Origin of the sequence: Cupriavidus respiraculi, assembly GCF_914271545.1 — a bacterium.
GTDB lineage: Bacteria > Pseudomonadota > Gammaproteobacteria > Burkholderiales > Burkholderiaceae > Cupriavidus > Cupriavidus respiraculi.
In genome coordinates this window covers 113,720-132,797 of record NZ_CAJZAH010000006.1, presented here as the reverse complement: position 1 = coordinate 132,797, position 19,078 = coordinate 113,720, and the positions used below count along the sequence as shown (strand labels likewise).

Below are 19,078 nucleotides of genomic sequence, written 5' to 3'. Positions count from 1 at the left end.
CTCATGCCTCCCGCGTGCCGGGCTGGCACGGCGCATGGATGCGCCGGCCCTCGGCATCGAACAGGTAGAGCTGCGCGGAAGGCAGCAGCATGGTCACGGCCTCGCCCAGCGCCAGCTCCAGCACGCCCTGGAACTGCGCGACCAGGTTGCCCACCGGCGTATCGGCGTGCACGAAGGTATCGGAGCCGGACAGCTCGGCCAGCGCCACCTTGCCCGGCACGGGCACGGGCATCGTGGCGGGCACCGCGCCCCCGCTCACCCCGGTCCCGCCCTGCCCCGCGATCCCGACCGCGCCGGCGCGCACGCCGAGGGTCACCGGACCGCTGTAGGGCACCGCGGTGGGCAGCGCGATATCGATGCCGCCGGCCAGCATCACGTGGCCGTCCTCCATCTGCCCCGGCACGAGGTTCATCGGCGGATCGCTGAAGGCGCGCGCCACGCGGAGCGAGTCCGGATAGTGGAAGACCTGCGGCGTGGGCCCGTACTGCAGCAGCTCGCCGGCATCGAGCACCGCCGTATGGCCGCCGAGCAGCAGCGCCTCGCCGGGCTCGGTGGTGGCGTAGATCACGGTGGCGTCGCCGTGCGCGAACAGCTGGGTCAGTTCCTCGCGCAATTCCTCGCGCAGCTTGTAGTCCAGGTTCACCAGCGGCTCGTCGAGCAGCATCAGCGGCGCCTCCTTGGCCAGCGCCCGGGCCAGCGCCACGCGCTGCTGCTGGCCGCCCGAGAGTTCGGCCGGATAGCGCTCGAGCAGATGGTCGATATGCAGCCGCGCCGCGAGGTCCTTCACCCGGACCGCGATGCCGGCGCGGTCCGCGCGGCCGCCGCGCAGGCGCAGCGGCGAGGCGATATTGTCGAAGACCGTCAGCGACGGGTAATTGATGAACTGCTGGTACACCATCGAAACGTTGCGCTCGCGCACCGGCATCCCGGTCACGTCGGCGCCGTCGACGGTGACGCGGCCGGCGCTGGGCCGGTCGAGCCCGGCCATCACACGCATCAGCGACGTCTTGCCGGCCTGGGTCGCGCCAAGCAGGACGGTAACGGCGCCGGGAACCGGCGCCAGGGACATCGGATAAAGATGGGTCTGCGAACCTGCCTGCTGCGCGATCTCTTCCAGTCGAAGCTGCATCCGGTCTCCCGTGCGTCGTGCCGTATTGCGGTGCGGCAGGGATGGACGTCAGGCGTCCATGCCGCGCACCCCAGAAACGCTCCCCAAAACGCGCTGACCCGGGTGGGCCCGGGTTCCGATGTGTGCTCGTTTTAGCAAAGAAACGAACGAAAAACAATCGTGCATTGCGTCATTTGTTTTCGTTTCTGTTTGATCTAGAATGCCGGCATGACGCTAAATCCCCGCCAAACCGCGCTGCTGGAAGAGGTCCGCAACCAGGGCTTCGCCTCCATCGAAGAGCTGGCACGCAAGTTCGGCGTGACCCTGCAGACGGTTCGGCGCGACGTCAACCTGCTTGCCGAAAACGGCATGCTGGCCCGCTTCCACGGCGGGGTGCGCATGGACCATTCCACCACCGAGAACATCGCCTACCGGCAGCGCCAGTCGCTCAATGCCGAGGGCAAGGCGCGGATTGCGCGCGCGGTGGCCGGCGCCGTGCCGGAGGGCTGCTCGCTGATCCTCAATATCGGCACCACGGTGGAGGAAATTGCCCGCGCGCTGATCCATCACCGCGGGCTGCGCGTCATCACCAACAATCTGCACGTGGCAAATATCCTCGCCGACAACCCCGACTGCGAGGTGATCGTGGCGGGCGGCGTGCTGCGCTCGCGCGACCGCGGCATCGTCGGCGAGGCCACGGTCGAATTCATCCGGCAGTTCAAGGTGGATATCGGGCTGATCGGCATCTCGGGCATCGAGGCCGACGGCAGCCTGCGCGACTACGACTTCCGCGAGGTCAAGGTGGCGCGCACGATCATCGAGCATTCGCGCGAGGTGTGGCTGGCGGCCGATGCGACCAAGTTCAACCGCCAGGCGATGGTGGAACTGGGCCATCTGTCGGACGTGGACCGGCTGTTTACCGATCAGCCGCTGATGGCGCCGTTCGAGCGGATCCTCGAGGAAAGCGAGGTGCGCTGTGTGGTCGCGACAGAGGACTGAGCGCCCGGGCGGACGCCCAGCGGGCTTACTTGAAGACGACGGTCTTGTGTCCGTTCAGCAAGATGCGGTGCTCGGCGTGCCATTTGACGGCGCGCGCCAGCGCCACGCATTCGACATCGCGGCCGACGGCGGTCAACTGGTCCGGATCCATGCTGTGGTCGACCCGCTCGATCTCCTGCTCGATGATCGGCCCTTCGTCCAGGTCCGCGGTCACGTAGTGCGCGGTGGCGCCGATCAGCTTCACGCCGCGGTCGTGCGCCTGGTAGTACGGCTTGGCGCCCTTGAAGCTGGGCAGGAACGAGTGGTGGATATTGATGGCACGGCCCTCGAGCTTGCGGCACAGGTCGTCGGACAGCACCTGCATATAGCGCGCGAGCACCACCAGGTCGATGTTCTGGTCGCGCACCACTTCGAACACCTTGCCCTCCTGCGCGGCCTTCTGCTCGGCCGATGCGTTCATCAGCGGCAGATGGAAGAACGGCACGTCGTACGACGCGGCGAGCTGGTAGAAGTCGCGGTGGTTCGACACGATGGCCGCGATCTCCACCGGCAGGCCGCCGGCCTTGGCGCGGAACAGCAGGTCGTTCAGGCAGTGGCCGATCCTGGAGACCATGATCATCACGCGCGGCTTGACGCTGGCATCGAACAGGCCCCACTGCATGGCGAACTGCTCGCCCACCGGGCCGAAGGCGGCCTTGAGCGCCGCGAGGTCGGGGCCGTTCGGCGCGGTGGCGAAATGCACGCGCATGAAGAAGCGGCCGGTGTACTCGTCGCCGTACTGGTCCGAGTCGAGGATATTGCAGCCGTGCTGGAACAGCAGGCCGGAAACCGCGTGGACGATGCCCGGCTTGTCCGGGCAGGAAATGGTAAGGATAAAGCCGGTGTTGCTCATTGTGTCTTGTTCGGTGGGAGGGGCGCGGTAGCTGGCCGTGGCGCCGCTCGGGCCCCCGGGGCCCAGCCGCGCCGGCGCAGGGTGTCCAGCGTGACGAGGGTCGCGTCCAGGGTCATCGCGCCATCCGCCATGATAGCAAGCAATGCCGCGGGCTCGATACGGCGATGCTCCGCGACCTCGCCGTCGCGGTTGTGCGGCACGAAGTCCGCCGGCAGCAGCAGGTCATACACGTGGACCGCTTCCCACTGCACGCCTTCGGGAATCTCGCGCAGGACGTCGATCACGCCGTGGGGCTCCGCGAGGGCCGCCAGTTCGGGCGCAATGCCGGACTCCTCGTCGCATTCGCGGATCAGCGTCGCCAGCGGATCGCTGCCATGGGGCATGCCCCCGGCGACCAGGTTGTCCCACATGCCCGGGTCCACCGCCTTGGACGCGCTACGCCGCGAGATCCACAGCGCCGGCTCCCCCTGCACGATGCCGTTCATGTGCGAGGCGAAGGTCAGCAGGCCGAAGTACCGCGCCGCCGCGCGTTCGATCACGGCGAAGGCGGGCGCGGACAGCGCGGCCGTCACGCCGAACAGTTCGTTGCGCCAGCCGCGCACATGCCCCGCCTCCCTAAGCCGCCCCGCCACGCCGGCGAGCGCCGCGCTGCGTGCGGCCACGGTGCCCACGCCGGGCAGGAGCGGCACCGCGCCGTCGCGCTCGCTGCCGAGCACGCCCCCGATCTCCCGCAGTAACGCCGCATGCCGGCGCGGCAGCCAGCCGACCTGCGTGCCCTCGACAGTGAGGCGCAAATGGGCGGTGGCATCGAAACCGCTGCGCGCGGCGAGCGAGGCGGCAAGGCGTTCGGCAACGACGGCGGACGAGGACGCGGGCAGCGGTGCGGACAGGGGCATCGAGGACATCGAGGACATCGGCAGGATCATCAGGCGCGGCTCGCGGCATTGCGCGGCCGCCATGGAACAGCAAGCAAGGCAGGACTGAACGCATGACGCCCACTCCCAACGACTACGTGCTGGCCCTGGACCAGGGCACCAGCAGCTCCCGCGCCATCCTGTTCGACCACGCCGGCAACGTGGTACGGATCGCGCAGCGCGAATTCCGGCAATATTATCCGCAACCCGGCCACGTCGAGCACGATCCCTACGAGATCTGGCAATCGCAGCTCGCGGTCGCCCATGCGGTGCTCAATGACGCGGGCGTGAGCGCCACGCAGATTCGCGCGATCGGCATCACCAACCAGCGCGAGACCGCGGTGCTGTGGGATCGCAAGACCGGCGAACCGGTGGGCCGCGCGCTGGTCTGGCAGGACCGCCGCACCGCGCCGATGTGCGAGGCGCTGCAGGCCGAAGGCCACGAGGCGCTCTTCCGCAACAAGACCGGCCTGGTCATCGACGCCTACTTCTCCGGCACCAAGCTGCGCTGGATGCTGGACAACTACGACGACGCCCGCGCCCGCGCGCAACGCGGCGAACTGGCTTTCGGCACCGTGGACAGCTGGCTGATCTGGCAGCTCACCGATGGCGCGCGCCATGTCACCGACGTCTCCAACGCCGCGCGCACGATGCTGTTCAACATCCACACGTTCGAGTGGGACGACGCCCTGCTGTCGCTGCTCGACATCCCGCGCAGCCTGCTGCCCGAAGTGGTGCCCTCCAGCGGCGAGGTCGCGCGTACCGCGCCACGCCTCTTTGGCACGCAGATTCCCATCGCCGGCATCGCGGGCGACCAGCAGGCGGCCACCTTCGGCCAGGCCTGCCTGTCGCCGGGCATGGCGAAGAACACCTATGGCACCGGCTGCTTCCTGCTGATGAACACCGGCACCCAGCCCGTCACCTCGCACAACCGGCTGCTCACCACGATCGGCTGGCAGCTTGGCGGCGCGCCCGGCGCACGCACCACCCAATACTGCCTGGAGGGCGGCGTCTTCATGGGCGGCGCCACGATCCAGTGGCTGCGTGACGGGCTGCAGATCATCGAGAGCGCGCCCGAAGTGGAGCCGCTCGCCCGCCAGTGCGACGACACCGGCGGCGTCGTGCTGGTGCCCGCCTTCGCGGGCCTGGGCGCGCCGCACTGGGACGCGTTCGCGCGCGGCACGCTCGTCGGGCTGACCCGCGGCACGGGGCGTCCGCACATCGCCCGCGCCGCGCTGGAGGCCATCGCGCTGCAGAGCGTGGACGTGCTGACCGCCATGCAGAAGGACTCCGGCATCGCGCTGGCCGAACTGCGCGTCGATGGCGGCGCCTCGCGCAGCGATCTGCTGATGCAGATGCAGGCAGACCTGCTGGGCACGCCCGTGGTCCGGCCTCGCGTGACCGAGACCACGGCGCTGGGCGCGGCCTATCTCGCCGGCCTGGCCACCGGCTACTGGAGCGACGAAGCGGAACTGGCCAGCCAATGGCAGGTGGAGCACCGCTTCGAGCCAAACCTGTCGGCCGACGCGCGCGCGGCACAGCTCGCCCGCTGGCACCGCGCCGTCGACCGCTCGCGAGACTGGGCCCGCGAGGACAACGCCTGACCCAGCCCGACAACCCTTTACCCATTCGAAGCCGTAAGCCTCGCCTCAACGACCGGAACATGCAGATCCACACCAAACCCACCCTGCCACCCGACCGCGCCGCCCTGCTGGCCACGCTCCAGAGCGAACGCAAATGGGACGTCATCGTCATCGGTGGCGGCGCTACCGGCCTCGGCACCGCGGTGGATGCCGCCTCGCGCGGCTATCGCACGCTGCTGCTCGAAGCGGCCGACTTCGCCAAGGGCACCTCGAGCAAGGCGACCAAGCTCGTGCATGGCGGCGTGCGCTACCTGGCCCAGGGCAATATCAGCCTGGTGCGCGAGGCGCTGCACGAACGCGGCCTGCTGGCGCGCAACGCGCCCCACCTGGTATGGCCGCTGGGCTTCGTGGTACCGGCCTATCAACTGCTGGACCAGCCGTTCTACGGCATCGGGCTCAAGATGTACGACCTGCTGGCCGGCCGCCTGAACCTGTCGAGCAGCCGCTGGCTCAGCCACCGCGAGGCGCTGGCCGCCGTGCCCACGCTTGCCGAGCATGCCGGCGGCCGGCCGCTGCGCGGCGGCAATCTGTATTTCGACGGGCAGTTCGACGACGCGCGCCTGGCCATCGCGCTGATGCGCACGCTCTTCGACGTCGGCGGGGTCGCCGTCAACTACATGCGCGTGAGCGGCCTGACGCTGCGCAATGGCGTGATCGGCGGCGTGACGGTGCAGGACGCGCTGGGCGACGCCACCTTCGAGCTGCGGGCCGACTGCGTGATCAACGCCACCGGCGTCTGGGTCGATGCGATCCGGCAGATGGAGGACGGCCGCGCCGCGGGCATGGTGGCGCCCAGCCAGGGCGTGCACCTGACCTTGCCGCGCAAGTTCCTGCCGGGCGATCGCGCCATCCTGGTGCCCAAGACCGACGACGGCCGCGTGTTGTTCCTGGTGCCCTGGAACGGCCACACCATCGTCGGCACCACCGATACCCCGCGGCGCGACCTGCCGGTGGAGCCCCGCGCCGGCGGCGAGGATGTGGACTTCATCCTGGAGACGGCGGCCCGCTATCTGTCGCGCACGCCCACGCGCGACGATGTGACCAGCGTCTGGGCCGGGCTGCGGCCGCTGGTCAAGGCAACCGGCGAAGCCTCCACCGCCTCGCTGTCGCGCGAGCACACCATCCTCGTATCGAAGGCTGGCCTCATCACCGTGACCGGCGGCAAGTGGACCACCTACCGCAAGATGGCCGAGGACGTGCTGGAGACGGCGATCCGGCGGCAGCTGCTGCCCGCGGCGCCGTGCGTGACCGCCGACCTGCCGCTGCACGGCGCGACCGGCATGCCGGCGGATCTGCCCGCGGCCGGCAGCGGCTCGCCGGAGCGCTACTACGGCAGCGACCTGCCGGCGGTGCGCGCGCTCGCGGGCGCCGACACGATGCTGGTCCCCGAGGCGGGCCTGACTGCCGCGCACGTGCGCTACGCCGCCCGCCACGAACTGGCGCGGCGCGTGGAGGACGTGCTGGCCCGGCGCAATCGCGCGCTCTTCCTCGATGCGCGCGCCGCGAGCGCGGCGGCGCCCCAGGTCGCCGCCATCCTCGCCGAGGAACTGGGGCACGATGCCGCGTGGCAGGACGCGGAGGTGCAGAGCTTCCGCGCGCTGGCGGCCGGTTATATGCTGAACTGATGCCGCGGCGCGGCGGCCCCCCGCAGCGCATGCCCGCCGCCGCGCCCCGCCAGCCACGCTATCCCTACAGGAGGCCGCATGCGTTCGCTACACTGGCTCAACCGCTTTTTTCCGGCGCTGCTGCCGGGCCTGCTGGCGACGCCGGCCCTCGCGCAGCAGCCCACCGCGGGCATCCAGTTCGACAAGCCCATCACGGTGCGCTATCGCTGCGACGACGACAAGGCGCTGACCGTGCGGTACTTCAACAGCCCGGACACCCAGCTCGCGGCGATGCGGCTGGACGGCAGGCCGGTGCTGTTCGTCGCCGTGCTGAGCGGCTCGGGCGCGCGCTACGCGCACGGGCGGCACCTGTGGATCACCAAGGGCGACGAGGGCAGGCTCGAGGACATCACGCAGGACCCCAACGGCCCGGCGCCGTACCAGAACTGCCGCGCGACCAAATGATGTGCTTTTCGCCCGAGGGATTTGAGCGGGCGCGCCGGTCCGGGCGATAATGCGGCTTGTCGATTGACGGAGAACACCATGGACGAGATAGACGATCTGTCCGATCTGCCGATGCCCCGCTTCATCTGGGGCTTCGCCATCGCCACCACCAAAGGCGGCGAAGTAATGCACGACGAGTTCGAATACCTGACCCACACCCGCAGCCCCCGCTTCACCTGCCGGGTGGTCGAGCTGGAGGACATGCCCGCGGACAGCGAGGAATCCGGCATCGATGGACGCATCGTCCACTATGACGAGCCGAGCCGGCTGTTCTACATCACCGACGCCGGCATGGCGCTGGTCAACTTCGAGCTGTTCGACAAGCTGCCGGACCGCGAGAAGCTGAAGAAGGTGTGCGACGAGGCGATCCAGAACTGGATGATGCGGCGCGACTTCCTCGACGCGGAGGACGACGAGGAGGATTGAGCCCCGGGACGGTAGGCCGACACTTCGTCGGCCGGGTCCTACAAGGCAAGCGGAGCCGCCCCGACAGTCCCGTCGAAGCCCGGTGCGTATAGTGAACTCACGCTATACGGAAAGGAGCAACGACATGCCTTATATCCTCGCCTGGCTGCTTGGTGTCCCGGCCTTCGTGCTGATTCTGATCTGGTTCTTCGCACGCTGAGGCGCCGGTCCCGTCCCTCCCCCTGCCGCCTCGCCGGCCCGCGCCGGCGGCATGGCGGCACGATGAAAAACGCCCGCTGTGATGCAGCGGGCGTTTTTCGTTCGGCAGTGAGGAGCGTGTCGGTTCAGCCGGCCTGCTCTTGCGCGGGCAGGCCCCGCTCCAGCGCTTCCTGCAGCAGGCCGGTCATGCCGCCGGGGTGGTTGGCGGCCTGCGCCTGCAGGCGCTTGACCAGATCCCCGTTGAGCTTGCACGCGAAGGGCACGAGGCCCATCTGCTGATCGAGCTTGCGCTGCTCGCGGCGGTCCAGCGTGGCCGCGCCGGCGTCCTTGCCGAAGCGCGTGCTGGCCTGCTTCATGCTGTTGGTGAGCTTGAGCCCCTTGTTCTTTTCGAGATCGGTTTTCTTCACGAGCGTGCCGCCGGCTTGTCCGGGCGTTTCCTTGGTTCGGTCTAAACCGGCATTGTACGCAGTTCGACCGCGGCGCCCGCGCACGAGCGGCCGGTGCGGGCCTCAGAGCTTCACGCGCACGAGCCGCGACGCCACCGCCTCGATGTCCTCGTAGACCGGCATCGCCTCGTCGGGACCGGTGCAGCCCACGCCCGTCGCGCTGTGTTCGTCGGCGCCAGGCGGCAGGAAGACGAAGGCCATGCCGGGACGCCAGCCCGGATGGTTGCGCAGGCTCTCGTTCAGGATGTTCAGATACTGCGCGCGGGAAAACACTGGCTTGGGCATCGGCGTCGTCTCCTGTCTGCGTTCCTGTCCATGCCGGTCGATCCTAGCATGGCGGCGTGGCATACGGCCCCTCGGCCCGCCCCCTCGCATCGACTGCATTGCCGCAGGCGCGTCCGAATGCGAACCGCGCAATCGTGCGATGATCGCCGCCGGGCCGCATACGACCGGCTCCGACCGGCGCGGAACGAACGGAGCCGGCGACAAGAGCATCAGACAGGAGACTTCGACATGATCCGACTTGCCACCTCGGCCGCATGCATCGCGGCCGCACTCGCGGGCTGCGCCGCACCCCCGTCTTCGCACCATACCGCGCCGCAGTCGTCCGGCTTTGCCGCGCCCCGCCTCGAGGCCATGTCCGCGCGCGTACGCGACGACGTCGCCGCGCAGCGGATTCCCGGCGCGGTCTTCCTGCTGGCGCGCGACGGCAAGGTCGTGCAGCAGCAGGCCATCGGCTGGCAGGACCCGGAGCGCAAGGTGCCGATGCGCGCGGATTCGATCTTCCGCATCTACTCGATGACCAAGCCGATCGTGTCGACGGCGGTAATGATGATGGTCGAGGACGGGCGCCTGCAGCTGAACGAGCCGGTCTCGCGCTACCTGCCCGAGCTCAAGGGCCTGCAGGTGGGCGTCGAGAAGCCCGGCCCCGATGGCAAGCCGCAGCTCGAGCGCGTGCCCGCGGCGCGCGAGATGACCATCCAGGATCTGCTGCGCCATACCTCCGGGCTGACCTACGGCGTGTTCGGCAACTCGCTGGTCAAGGACGAGTACAAGCGCGCCGGCGTGGACAGCACGGACCAGACCAATCGCGAATTCATCGGCAAGCTCGCCACCGTGCCCCTGCAGTTCCAGCCGGGCACCGTGTGGGAATACAGCCGCTCCACCGATGTGTTGGGCGCCCTGCTCGAGCGCGTGTCCGGCCAGACCCTGGCGGAGCATCTGTCGCAGCGTATCTTCACGCCGCTGAAGATGCAGGACACGGGCTTCTGGGTGCCGCCGGCCCAGCAGGCGCGCATTGCCGAGCCATTCCCGCTGGATCCCGCGACCGGAACGCCGGTGCGGCTGATCGACGTACGCAAGCCGCCGAAGCTGGAATCCGGCGGCGGCGGGCTGGTGTCCACGGCCGCCGACTATCTGCGCTTCGCGCAGATGCTGCTCAATGGTGGCGAGCTCGACGGCGTCCGGCTGCTGTCGCCCAAGACCGTCAGCTATATGACCGCCGATCACCTGGGTATCATGCGCCAGCGCTCGCAGGCGCGCGGCCTCGCCTATCTGCCGGGACCGGGCTATGGCTTCGGCCTGGGCTTCGGCACCCGCGTCGCCACCGGCGAAGCGGCGGTGCCGGGCTCCATCGGCGATCACTACTGGGGCGGCGTGGGTGGCACGTATTTCTGGATCGATCCGCAGGAGAACACGGTAGCGATCTGGATGATGCAGGCCCCGGGTCAGCGCGAGTACTACCGGGCCTGGTTCAGGAACGAGGTGTATGCGGCGATGACCCGCTGAGGCGCCCTGTTCCTCCCCTCTCCCGCCACGGGAGAAGGGAGGAACGCCATCAGGCCGTCATCTTCAGGCACAGCTCCATGCATTCGGCGCAGGCCTTGGCGCAGTCCTGGCAGTGCTGGGCACCGTGACGCTCGCACTCCTCCTTGCACCACTTGCACACTTCGGCGCAGTCCTCGCACACCAGCGGCGCGAATTCGCTGTTGCGCAGCATGTACGACGCAGCCAGTTCGCAGATGCCCGCGCAGTCCAGGTCTAGGGCGATGCAGCGTGTCATCTTGCGTACATCCTGGTCCTCCAGGCAGGACGCCGCGCATTGCAGGCAGGCGGCGGCGCAGGTGCGGCAGGCGGCGATACATTCGGCGTAGCGCTGGGCGTTTTCCTGGACGGTGGGTCGGATCATGTCGGTCTCCGCGAGTGTGAACCAAGGGAAAAAACGGCCCCGCCGCCCATTGGCGACGCAAGCCGGGCGATTGCCTTCACCATAGCAGGCGGGTCGCCGAAACGGCTTTCCGCCTGCGTGTTTAAGGTCGACCGGTCGATGGGCGTGATGTTCCCGCCCATTTTTTTTGCACCGGCCGCCGGCGCCGTGGACACGTGCGGCTTGCAGCGCGCCCTGTCCTGTGCCGGCCCTCCCCTGCGCTCCCCTTGTTGCCACGCCCGCTCGCCGCCGCGACGCCGCGGCCATGTAGCGAACACATCACCGCGTTTGCCGCGGGCATCCCGACGAGAATATGAAACCTCGCGGCGATAAGAAAGTGAAACCTGCTTTTCTCGCTGCGCACCCTTGCCGGCCGCACAGGCGGCTCCCGCTAGGAGCGCGTCTGCAGCTTGCGGTAGTGGTTGAAATGGCGGATCGCCCGCCGCTTGTCGCCGAGCACCTGGTGCAGCCGCGCCACGTTGAAATGGGCATCGGCAAAATCCGGGGACAGCGCGATGCAGGCATCGTAGCTGGCGAGCGCGGCCTCGCTCTGGCCCAGGTCTTCCAGCGCCACCGCCAGGTTGAAATGAATCAGCGCCTCGTCGGCGAAGTGGCGCAGCGCCTCGCGGTACAGCGCCACCGCTTCCTCGTACCTTCCCGCATCGCACAACAGGCAACCGAGGTTCAGGTAGGGATCGAGATAGTCGGGATCCAGCGCCAGCGCGCGCCGGTAGGCGGCCTCGGCCTCGCCATCGTGATCGTCCCCGCCCTCGCTCTGGCAGCCGAGCGCGAACCAGTCGTGCGCGCTGCCGCCTTGCGCGCCGCGCGCGGGCCGCAGCGCGTGGACGGTGCCGGTGCCGGAGCGTGCATCGGCCTGCGCGTCGAAATCGATCAGCAACTGCCCGGTCACCGCCTGCCAGCGGCCGTCGCGTCCCTTGACGGCGACATCCTTGCCCACCGCGCAGATACGCAGTCCGGTCAGCGGCTGATCCGCCGACTGCGCCTCCCGCAGGCCCTTGAGCGACTGGATGATGCGCTGGCGCTGTACCCGCGACGCATGCAGCGAATGGGCGGTGCGCAGCATCACCACATCCTGGAAGGAGAACCGGTATTCGCCTCGCGGCCCGCGCGTGGGAGACACCAGGCCCGCGGCGACGAGGCTGCTGACGACGGCCCGCGAGATGCCGAACATGCCCTGGATATCGCGCAGCGTGTAGGTGCCCATGCGTGGCGGAGTTGGTGTCGGAAGCGGTCAGTGCGTGGCAGGCGCCGTCATTTCTTGGCCGCTCGCCGCGCCGGCGCCGGTGCCGCGGCCGGAGCGGCGGCGCGTTTGGCGCCCTTGCGTTCGACCGGCGCGGCGCGCTTGGCCGGCGCGGCCCCGTCGTCCGCCGCCGCGGCCCCGCGCTTGCTCTTGGACAGGCTTGCCTTGAGCGCCTCCATCAGGTCGATGACCTCGGCGCCGGCCGAAGGCTCGGGCGTATCCGCCACGGTGATCTTCTTGCCGGCGATCTTGCGGTCGATCTCCTCGAGGATGCGCTGCTTCTCCTCGTCCTTGTAGGCCGACGGGTCGTAGCCGTCCACGGCGTTCTGGTCGATCAGCTGCTCGGCCAGCGCCAGTTCCGCCGGCTGGATGTCCACGCGCTCCACGCCCAGGTCCGCCATCGAGCGCACCTCGTCCGCGTACAGCAGTTGCTGCAGCACGAGCCCTTCGTCGATGGCCCGCACCTGCACCATGTACTGCTTTCCCTTCCACACCCAGCGCGCGAGCGCGCAGGTGCCGGTCTTGCGCATGGCCTCGGCCAGCAGGTTGTACGGCTTGGTGCCGCGGCGGTCCGGTCCCAGGTAGTACGCCTTGTCGAAATAGAGCGGGTCGATGGCGCCGGCCGGCATGAAGGCGACGATATCGACCGTGTGCTGCGCGGTAGTTTCGAGCGCCTCCAGCTCGTCCGGCTCGAAGACCACATAGCGGTCCTTCTCGAATTCGTAGCCCTTGACCATGTCGGCGCGCTCGACCACCACGCCTTCGCGCTGGCAGATGTACTGCTGCTTGAGCCGCGAGCCGCAGCCCTTGTGCAGCAGGTTGAAGCCGACGGAGGATTTGCTTTCGGTGGCGGAGAACACCTTCACGGGAATCGACACCAGTCCGAAACTGAGCGAGAGGGAGGCAATCGAGCGCGCGGCCATGGCAACTCCTTGGGAACGGGCTTCGGGAAGATTACACCCAAGTCCGGCGCGCCGGCGTCGGCTTCCGGCCTACGACCGCCCCGGGGCCTCCTCCGCGGCGCAACTGGGAATACGGCGTGGCTTGCACTATGCTTGCCGCAGCACACCGCGCCCGCAAACGCCGGGCGCTTCTCCCACCGACCCGGCCGCGCGCCGACACGGAGACCAGCCGGCATGACGATTCCCCTGCTCGCATTGCTGATCGGCGTCATCGCCGGCCTGCGTACCATGACCGCGCCGGCCGCCGCCAGCTGGGCCGTCCATCTCGGGATGATCGACGCCTCCGGCACCCCGCTCGAGTTCATGGGCTGGCGTTATACCCCATGGGTCCTGTCCGTGATGGCCGCCGCCGAGCTCCTCGTCGACAAGCTGCCCGCCACGCCCAGCCGCAAGGTGCCGCATCAGTTCGGCGCGCGTGTCGTGGCGGGCGGGCTGGCCGGCGCCACGCTCGGCGCGGCGGGCGGCATGTGGATGATCGGGGCGGTACTGGGCGCGATCGGCGCGGTGATCGGCACGCTCGGTGGCGCGGCCGCGCGTGCGCGGCTGGCGGCCGCCTTCCGCCGCGACCTGCCGGCCGCACTGATCGAGGACGCCGTGGCCATCCTCGGCGCGGTACTGATCGTGGCGGTGCTGCCATGACCGCCCGCTACGATGCCATCGTGGTCGGCGCCGGCCAGGCCGGCCCTTCGCTGGCGGCGCGGCTGGCAGGCAACGGCATGAAGGTTGCACTGGTCGAGCGCCATCTGATGGGCGGCACCTGCGTCAATACCGGCTGCATGCCCACCAAGGCGCTGGTGGCCAGCGCCTACGCCGCGCATCTCGCGCGCCGGGGCGCCGACTTCGGAGTGATGATCGACGGCGGCGTGCGCATCGACTTCGCCAGGGTCATGGAGCGGGCGCGCACGGTCACGCGCAACGCGCGCGCCGGCGTCGAATCGTGGCTGGAACGCATGCAAGGCGTGACCGTGATACGTGGCCACGCGCGCTTCGAAGGGCCGTCCACGCTGCGCGTGGGCGATACCGTGCTCACCGCCCCGCGCATCTTCCTGAACGTGGGGGGACGGGCCCTGGTGCCCGACATGCCCGGCGTAGGCGACGTGCCGCACCTCACCAACAGCACGATCCTGGCGCTCGACACGCTGCCCCGCCATCTGGTGGTGATCGGCGGCAGCTACATCGGCTTGGAATTCGCGCAGATCTTCCGGCGCCTGGGCGCGGACGTGACCGTGGTCGAAAAAGGTCCGCGCCTGGTCTCGCGCGAAGACGAGGATGTCTCGGAGGCCGTCCGCGAGATCCTCGAAGCCGAGGGCATCGCGGTGCGTACCGGCTCCGAGTGCATCAGCTTCGCGCCGCACGCGGACGGCCAGGTGACCGTGCACATGCAGTGTGAACCGAGCCCGCAGGAAACGGTCGGCTCGCACGTCCTGCTGGCGGTTGGCCGCCGCCCCAACACCGACGACCTCGGGCTGGACAAGGCCGGCGTCGACACGGACGAACGAGGCTACATCCGCGTCGACGAAGGACTTGCCACCAATGTCCCGGGCATCTGGGCCATGGGCGACTGCAACGGGCGCGGCGCCTTTACCCACACGGCCTACAACGACTACGAGATCATCGCGGCCAACCTGCTCGATGGCGCAAGCCGCAGGGTCTCGGACCGTGTCTCCGGCTACGCGCTGTACGTCGATCCGCCGCTCGGCCGCGTGGGCCTGACCGAAGCGCAGGCGCGCGCCTCCGGCAAAGCCGTGCTCGTCTCCAAGCGGCCGATGACGCGCGTCGGACGCGCCGTCGAGAAAGGCGAGACGCGCGGCTTCATCAAGATCGTCGCCGATGCGGACAGCCAGCGCATCCTCGGCGCGGCCATCCTCGGCACCGGCGGCGACGAAGCCATCCACGGCATCCTTGACATGATGCACGCCGACCAGCCGTGGCCCGTGCTGCAATGGGCGGTGCCGATCCACCCCACGGTTTCGGAGCTGATTCCCACGGTGCTTGGGGACCTCAAGCCGGCGCCATGAATTTCGCAATAGCCGCCTGCGATAGCGGCGCGCGATAACGCCCGCCCGTGCCGCGCCCTCACCACGTCGAAATGGCGCGGTCGGTCGACACCGGCAGGCCCCCCGCCGGGTCCGTCACCGGCTCGATGACCACCAGCGGCGGCTCCGAGACGACGGCGCCGAAGATGGCCGCGAACGGTATCTCGCCGGCGTCGCGGCCGGTGCCGATGCGCAGCAGCCCGGTGGGCACCGCCACGCCGGACGGGTCGATCAGATACCAGTTTCCGGACAGGAACACCTCGACGAACGCATGGAAGTCGGGCGGGCCCATGGCCGGATCGGCGCCATAGTCCAGGCTGCTCGAAATGCGGGCGGGAATGCTCAGCGCGCGGCACAGCGCGATCATCAGATGCGCGAAGTCCCGGCAGACGCCCTTGCGCTCGAGCACGGTATCGCACGCCGAGGTGCGCTCGCTGGTGGACTGCGAGACGAAGCGCACGTGATTGCGCACCCATTCCTTGATCGTCACCACGCGCGAATAGCCCCACGGCAGCGCGCCGAACTCGCGCATGGCGAACTCCATCAGCCGGTCCGACTCGCAATAGCGGCTTGGCGTCAGGTAGGGCAGCACCTCGAACGGCAGTTCCGAGATGGGCATCTCAGACAGCGAGGCGGGATCGTCGAAGCGATGGTCGATGTCCACGACCGCGTCGTAGCGGATCTCCACCGGCCCGGTAGCGGCGCGCAGGCGGATCAACCGGTTGCACAGCACGGGGTCGGTGTAGCGGCTCAGCTGGACGGCCGGCGGCAGCACCAGGCTTTCCGACACGATGCGCTGGCGCAAAGTCTGCGCCGCTTCAATGTTGAGCAGGAAATCGGCCGTGCGGTCGAGTACCTGGTATGACAGCTTTACCGAGTAGTGCATCCGGGTCATGCGGGCCTCTGGCGGACGTGCAGCAGTGGTGGGAAGGCCGGACGGGAACAAGACGCGCCGATCGGCCCCTTGTCCAGCCGCGTGGGATCACTCTACTCCCTCCAGCGGTCCGCGCCCATCCGCCGGATGCCGTGCGCCGGCGCGGGCATCCCCCTTGCTTATGTCGACAGGTTCACGACCTTGCAAGGATGTCCCATGCGCGCCCTCTCCCCTGTCTTGCTGGCCTTCGCCTGCGCCGTGGCCGCCTGCGGTGGCGAGAACACGCCCTCCAACGTCAAGGCCCCCGGCGAGGATCCGTCAGTCAAGACCAAGGTGCTGGAAGCGGGCGCCGCCGCGCTGCAGGACAAGCCGCCGCTGGAAGCCCTGAACGCCTATCTCGACGGCTTTCATTTTTACAACGGCCGCATGCAAGGACAGATGGAGGCGCATCACTACTGCGCTGTGCTGAACGAGGACGTCATCCAGTGCGCGATCTACGACGGCAACGTCAAGTCGGCCAAGCTGATGGGTGTCGAGTACATCGTCAGCGAGCGGATTTTCAAGACCTTGCCCGACGCCGAAAAGGCCCTGTGGCACAGCCATGTGCACGAGGTCAAGTCGGGCACCCTGGTAGCGCCCGGGATTCCGCAGGCGGCGGAGCACGAGCTGATGAAGAAGCTGGTCGGCACCTATGGCAAGACCTGGCATACGTGGCACACCGACCTGCACAAGGAGCTGCCGCTGGGCGTGCCGCAGTTGATGATGGGCTTCACCGCGGACGGCCAGGCCGATCCGGCGATGATCGCAGAGCGCGACAAGCGCCTGGGGATCGATAGCGCGGAAAAGAAAAAGCAGCGTGAGGGCATCGCCGCCCCCCCCGATCGACCCCGGCGCCGATGCCTGGCAGAAGGGACGGGTGGTGCAGCTCACCGATCCCACCGGCATCGAGCACCAGCACCCGCGCGGTGCGCAGGCCGGCCCGGCTTCGGCACCGCCCGCGGGAGCTTCGGCACCGGCACGCTGATGCCGCGGCGCACCGTCCGCATCGCGGGACTGGCCGCGCTGCTGGCGGCCGTCGCCTGGTGGATATGGCACGGCGCCGGCGTACCGGTACACGTCTACGACACCTACATGTACGCGGTCACCCAGCCGCCCCATGCCAACTGGCTGGAGGGCGACTGGCGCGCCGTCTGGTGGCGGCGCTCCGCGCTGGAGATCGACTATTCGCCGGGACGGCTGGTGCTGTTCGCGCTGTATCTCGGCGCCGCGTTCTACCTTGGCGCGCGGCTGGCGCGCACGCTCGCGCAGCCGTGGCTCCCGTCGCTGCGGTCGGCCGAGCGCGCGCTGCTGGCGTTCGCGGGCTTTCTTCCCGTCTACCTGATGCTGTGCGGATTCAACCGCATCGTATCCCTGGCCATGCCGGCCAAGGCGGCGGCGCTGTTGTCCCTGTCGCTGACGCTCGCCGCGGCGCTGGGGATCGCGCTGCGCGGGGCGAGGCGGCGGGACCGCGACAAGGCCGCATGGCTCGCCGGTGCCGCGTTGCTTGGCGTGGCGGCCGTCCTGTCGGTCCAGTACGGCTTTACCTTCGTCACCGGCGACGCGACCATCCGCGAGCTGCACGCCGCGGTCCTCGCCGGTCCGTACCGTCTCGGGGCCCGCGCGCACTTCCCGCTGGTCGCCTACCACTACGACGAGCTGGCCTTCCTGCTGCCGGCGCTCTATTCGCGCACGGGGCTGCCCGACCCGGTGGAGTTGCTCGCCGGCATCTGGGGCATGCAGACGCTGGCCAAATGCAGCGCCTTGGCGCTGACGTACTTCAGCGCGCGCGTCTTCAAGACGCCGCGCGCGGGCGCGGCCGCCATCGCGGCGCTGCTGTTCTTCGGCGCACATACCTTCGATCCCACGGCCCGGGCCTACCTGTTCGATTCGGCCAATCCGGCGTTCTACGTCATGCACCCGGGCCGGCTGGTCAGCGGGCTGTACGTCGTATGGACGCTAGCGGCACTGGCCGCCTTGGAACGCCGGCCCGGCGGGTGGGCGCTGGACCCGCGCATCGGGGTGCCCGCCACGCTGCTGCTAGGCGTCGGCCTGTCCACCGTGACCCTGAACGTGCCGCTGGGCGTGGTCGCGCTCATCACGTTCGGCATCGTATTGCGCCATCTGCGCGGCCGAGACAGCCTCCCCCTGTCGTTCTTCGCGGCGGTGGGCGTCTGCGCGCTCGTGCTGCCCCTCACATACCGCTCGTTCGCCAGTTATGGGAGCTGGGGCGGCCCCCTGCTCGCCGGCGCCATCGTCCTCGTGGCGGCGGCCTGCGCGGGCGAGCTCGCCATGCGGCGCGGTGCGGTGCCACCGGCGCGCTCGTGGCATCGCTGGGCCGGGCTGCTGGTGATCGGTGTGGTGCTGGGATTGTGCGTCGGCAATTTTCCGGTGCTGCTCACGGGCGCGCGGATCCCCCTGCTCGCGCAGCACGGCGTACTGCTGCCGCAAAGCGCCTTCCTCGGAACCGGCGCCGAATGGCTGGGCGCCGGCATCTTTGCACTGGACCGTTGGCCCGTGGGACACCAGTACGACTTTGCCAACTTCGCCAAGCGCTATGGCGTGCCCTTCGTACTGGCGATGGTGCTCGCCGCGCTGGTCTTGGGCAGCCGGCTGCGGGAGAGCCGCGTGGCCGACGGCGCCTTCGTCGGCATGGCCTTTCTGGTAACGGGCCTGTTCTGCATGGACTTCATCCGCATCCACACGGACTTTCCCGCCATGTCATGGGACTACGCCCAGCAGTTCGCGCTGCGCACGCGGCTGGTCGAAGGGGGGTTCTATGCGGTGATGGCCTTCGCGCTGATGGGCATCCTGTCGGCCCGCCACCGCGTGGTCCGCGGCGTCGCGCTGGCGGTCGTGCTGGTGTATGCGCTGACGCCCGTCCTCCATCCGAAGACCAGCCTGCTGTCCCAGTTCGTCGCCAACGCGAAGTACCTCACCGGCTGGCAATGAACGGAGGCTCGGGGCAC

The 19,078-nt window shown here is 69.1% G+C and carries 18 protein-coding genes; 9 read left to right on the top strand and 9 right to left on the bottom strand.

All coding sequences use genetic code 11. The features are described 5' to 3' along the window. Position 1: 1 nt before the first annotated feature. On the bottom strand, positions 2-1,129 hold the full coding sequence (locus LDO27_RS21695) for an ABC transporter ATP-binding protein (RefSeq protein ID WP_224043941.1): 1,128 nt from the start codon (positions 1,127-1,129) through the stop codon (positions 2-4). Between the two features lie 207 nt (positions 1,130-1,336). Here LDO27_RS21695 and LDO27_RS21690 point away from each other — a divergent pair, with 207 nt between their 5' ends. After that, complete coding sequence (locus LDO27_RS21690; protein ID WP_222203849.1) at positions 1,337-2,107, top strand: DeoR/GlpR family DNA-binding transcription regulator; 771 nt, start codon at positions 1,337-1,339, stop codon at positions 2,105-2,107. Positions 2,108-2,132: 25 nt separating this feature from the next. Here LDO27_RS21690 and purU read toward each other — a convergent pair whose 3' ends face one another. After that, positions 2,133-2,999 carry a formyltetrahydrofolate deformylase gene (purU, locus tag LDO27_RS21685; protein WP_224043940.1) on the bottom strand — a complete coding sequence of 289 codons (867 nt, stop codon included), beginning with the start codon at positions 2,997-2,999 and terminating at the stop codon, positions 2,133-2,135. After that, entirely contained in the window at positions 2,996-3,913 is a 918-nt protein-coding gene (locus LDO27_RS21680) for an NUDIX hydrolase (protein ID WP_224043939.1), read from the bottom strand. The genes purU and LDO27_RS21680 overlap by 4 nt, the downstream gene beginning before the upstream one ends. Positions 3,914-3,987: 74 nt before the next feature. Between LDO27_RS21680 and glpK the strand changes: the two genes are divergently transcribed. From glpK to LDO27_RS21660, 4 genes are all read left to right on the top strand, one after another. Further along, on the top strand, positions 3,988-5,517 hold the full coding sequence (glpK, locus tag LDO27_RS21675; RefSeq protein ID WP_224043938.1) for a glycerol kinase GlpK: 1,530 nt from the start codon (positions 3,988-3,990) through the stop codon (positions 5,515-5,517). 59 nt (positions 5,518-5,576) lie between these two features. Continuing rightward, positions 5,577-7,181: a glycerol-3-phosphate dehydrogenase/oxidase gene (locus LDO27_RS21670; RefSeq protein ID WP_222203858.1), complete on the top strand. Its 1,605-nt coding sequence runs from the start codon at positions 5,577-5,579 to the stop codon at positions 7,179-7,181. Positions 7,182-7,259: 78 nt separating this feature from the next. Then, a complete protein-coding gene (locus LDO27_RS21665) occupies positions 7,260-7,625 on the top strand; it encodes an MliC family protein (protein ID WP_224043937.1) in 366 nt (121 codons plus the stop codon). Between the two features lie 78 nt (positions 7,626-7,703). Further along, a complete protein-coding gene (locus LDO27_RS21660) occupies positions 7,704-8,090 on the top strand; it encodes a hypothetical protein (RefSeq protein ID WP_222203864.1) in 387 nt (128 codons plus the stop codon). Between the two features lie 323 nt (positions 8,091-8,413). On the opposite strand, the gene LDO27_RS21655 is transcribed toward LDO27_RS21660, so the two are convergent. After that, positions 8,414-8,644: a hypothetical protein gene (locus tag LDO27_RS21655; protein ID WP_224043999.1), complete on the bottom strand. Its 231-nt coding sequence runs from the start codon at positions 8,642-8,644 to the stop codon at positions 8,414-8,416. 153 nt (positions 8,645-8,797) lie between these two features. After that, positions 8,798-9,019, bottom strand: coding sequence for a hypothetical protein (locus tag LDO27_RS21650; protein WP_224043936.1), 222 nt, complete (start codon positions 9,017-9,019; stop codon positions 8,798-8,800). A 228-nt stretch (positions 9,020-9,247) separates the two neighbouring features. Between LDO27_RS21650 and LDO27_RS21645 the strand changes: the two genes are divergently transcribed. Then, complete coding sequence (locus tag LDO27_RS21645) at positions 9,248-10,522, top strand: serine hydrolase domain-containing protein (protein ID WP_224043935.1); 1,275 nt, start codon at positions 9,248-9,250, stop codon at positions 10,520-10,522. A 49-nt stretch (positions 10,523-10,571) separates the two neighbouring features. Here the strand turns inward: LDO27_RS21645 and LDO27_RS21640 are convergent, their stop codons facing one another. The 3 genes from LDO27_RS21640 to ku all read right to left on the bottom strand — a co-directional run bounded on the left by LDO27_RS21640 (position 10,572) and on the right by ku (position 13,124). Beyond that, positions 10,572-10,922, bottom strand: a complete 351-nt coding sequence (locus tag LDO27_RS21640; protein ID WP_222203869.1) for a four-helix bundle copper-binding protein — start codon at positions 10,920-10,922, stop codon at positions 10,572-10,574. A gap of 409 nt (positions 10,923-11,331) precedes the next feature. Then, positions 11,332-12,165 (bottom strand): tetratricopeptide repeat protein, encoded by an 834-nt coding sequence (locus LDO27_RS21635; RefSeq protein ID WP_224043934.1) that lies wholly within the window; start codon positions 12,163-12,165, stop codon positions 11,332-11,334. Between the two features lie 47 nt (positions 12,166-12,212). Beyond that, complete coding sequence (gene ku / locus LDO27_RS21630) at positions 12,213-13,124, bottom strand: non-homologous end joining protein Ku (RefSeq protein ID WP_224043933.1); 912 nt, start codon at positions 13,122-13,124, stop codon at positions 12,213-12,215. Between the two features lie 213 nt (positions 13,125-13,337). Here ku and LDO27_RS21625 point away from each other — a divergent pair, with 213 nt between their 5' ends. After that, complete coding sequence (locus tag LDO27_RS21625) at positions 13,338-13,802, top strand: DUF4126 domain-containing protein (RefSeq protein WP_224043932.1); 465 nt, start codon at positions 13,338-13,340, stop codon at positions 13,800-13,802. Beyond that, positions 13,799-15,181 (top strand): FAD-containing oxidoreductase, encoded by a 1,383-nt coding sequence (locus LDO27_RS21620; protein ID WP_224043931.1) that lies wholly within the window; start codon positions 13,799-13,801, stop codon positions 15,179-15,181. Before LDO27_RS21625 ends, LDO27_RS21620 begins: the two co-directional genes overlap by 4 nt. Positions 15,182-15,239: 58 nt before the next feature. Here the strand turns inward: LDO27_RS21620 and LDO27_RS21615 are convergent, their stop codons facing one another. Continuing rightward, complete coding sequence (locus LDO27_RS21615; protein WP_224043930.1) at positions 15,240-16,094, bottom strand: transglutaminase-like domain-containing protein; 855 nt, start codon at positions 16,092-16,094, stop codon at positions 15,240-15,242. Between the two features lie 195 nt (positions 16,095-16,289). Between LDO27_RS21615 and LDO27_RS21610 the strand changes: the two genes are divergently transcribed. Beyond that, positions 16,290-19,061: an OBAP family protein gene (locus LDO27_RS21610; RefSeq protein WP_224043929.1), complete on the top strand. Its 2,772-nt coding sequence runs from the start codon at positions 16,290-16,292 to the stop codon at positions 19,059-19,061. Positions 19,062-19,078: the final 17 nt, after the last annotated feature.

Bases quoted from the DNA above. Each gene is read 5' to 3' on its own strand.
- LDO27_RS21650 (WP_224043936.1), bottom strand. From the start codon at position 9,019: ATGCCCAAGCCAGTGTTTTCCCGCGCGCAGTATCTGAACATCCTGAAC.
- purU (WP_224043940.1), bottom strand. From the start codon at position 2,999: ATGAGCAACACCGGCTTTATCCTTACCATTTCCTGCCCGGACAAGCCG.
- LDO27_RS21690 (WP_222203849.1), top strand. From the start codon at position 1,337: ATGACGCTAAATCCCCGCCAAACCGCGCTGCTGGAAGAGGTCCGCAAC.
- LDO27_RS21665 (WP_224043937.1), top strand. From the start codon at position 7,260: ATGCGTTCGCTACACTGGCTCAACCGCTTTTTTCCGGCGCTGCTGCCG.
- LDO27_RS21695 (WP_224043941.1), bottom strand. From the start codon at position 1,129: ATGCAGCTTCGACTGGAAGAGATCGCGCAGCAGGCAGGTTCGCAGACC.
- glpK (WP_224043938.1), top strand. From the start codon at position 3,988: ATGACGCCCACTCCCAACGACTACGTGCTGGCCCTGGACCAGGGCACC.
- LDO27_RS21625 (WP_224043932.1), top strand. From the start codon at position 13,338: ATGACGATTCCCCTGCTCGCATTGCTGATCGGCGTCATCGCCGGCCTG.
- LDO27_RS21620 (WP_224043931.1), top strand. From the start codon at position 13,799: ATGACCGCCCGCTACGATGCCATCGTGGTCGGCGCCGGCCAGGCCGGC.
- LDO27_RS21635 (WP_224043934.1), bottom strand. From the start codon at position 12,165: ATGGGCACCTACACGCTGCGCGATATCCAGGGCATGTTCGGCATCTCG.
- LDO27_RS21680 (WP_224043939.1), bottom strand. From the start codon at position 3,913: ATGTCCTCGATGTCCTCGATGCCCCTGTCCGCACCGCTGCCCGCGTCC.
- LDO27_RS21610 (WP_224043929.1), top strand. From the start codon at position 16,290: ATGCGCGCCCTCTCCCCTGTCTTGCTGGCCTTCGCCTGCGCCGTGGCC.
- LDO27_RS21655 (WP_224043999.1), bottom strand. From the start codon at position 8,644: ATGAAGCAGGCCAGCACGCGCTTCGGCAAGGACGCCGGCGCGGCCACG.
- LDO27_RS21670 (WP_222203858.1), top strand. From the start codon at position 5,577: ATGCAGATCCACACCAAACCCACCCTGCCACCCGACCGCGCCGCCCTG.
- LDO27_RS21660 (WP_222203864.1), top strand. From the start codon at position 7,704: ATGGACGAGATAGACGATCTGTCCGATCTGCCGATGCCCCGCTTCATC.
- LDO27_RS21640 (WP_222203869.1), bottom strand. From the start codon at position 10,922: ATGATCCGACCCACCGTCCAGGAAAACGCCCAGCGCTACGCCGAATGT.
- ku (WP_224043933.1), bottom strand. From the start codon at position 13,124: ATGGCCGCGCGCTCGATTGCCTCCCTCTCGCTCAGTTTCGGACTGGTG.
- LDO27_RS21645 (WP_224043935.1), top strand. From the start codon at position 9,248: ATGATCCGACTTGCCACCTCGGCCGCATGCATCGCGGCCGCACTCGCG.
- LDO27_RS21615 (WP_224043930.1), bottom strand. From the start codon at position 16,094: ATGACCCGGATGCACTACTCGGTAAAGCTGTCATACCAGGTACTCGAC.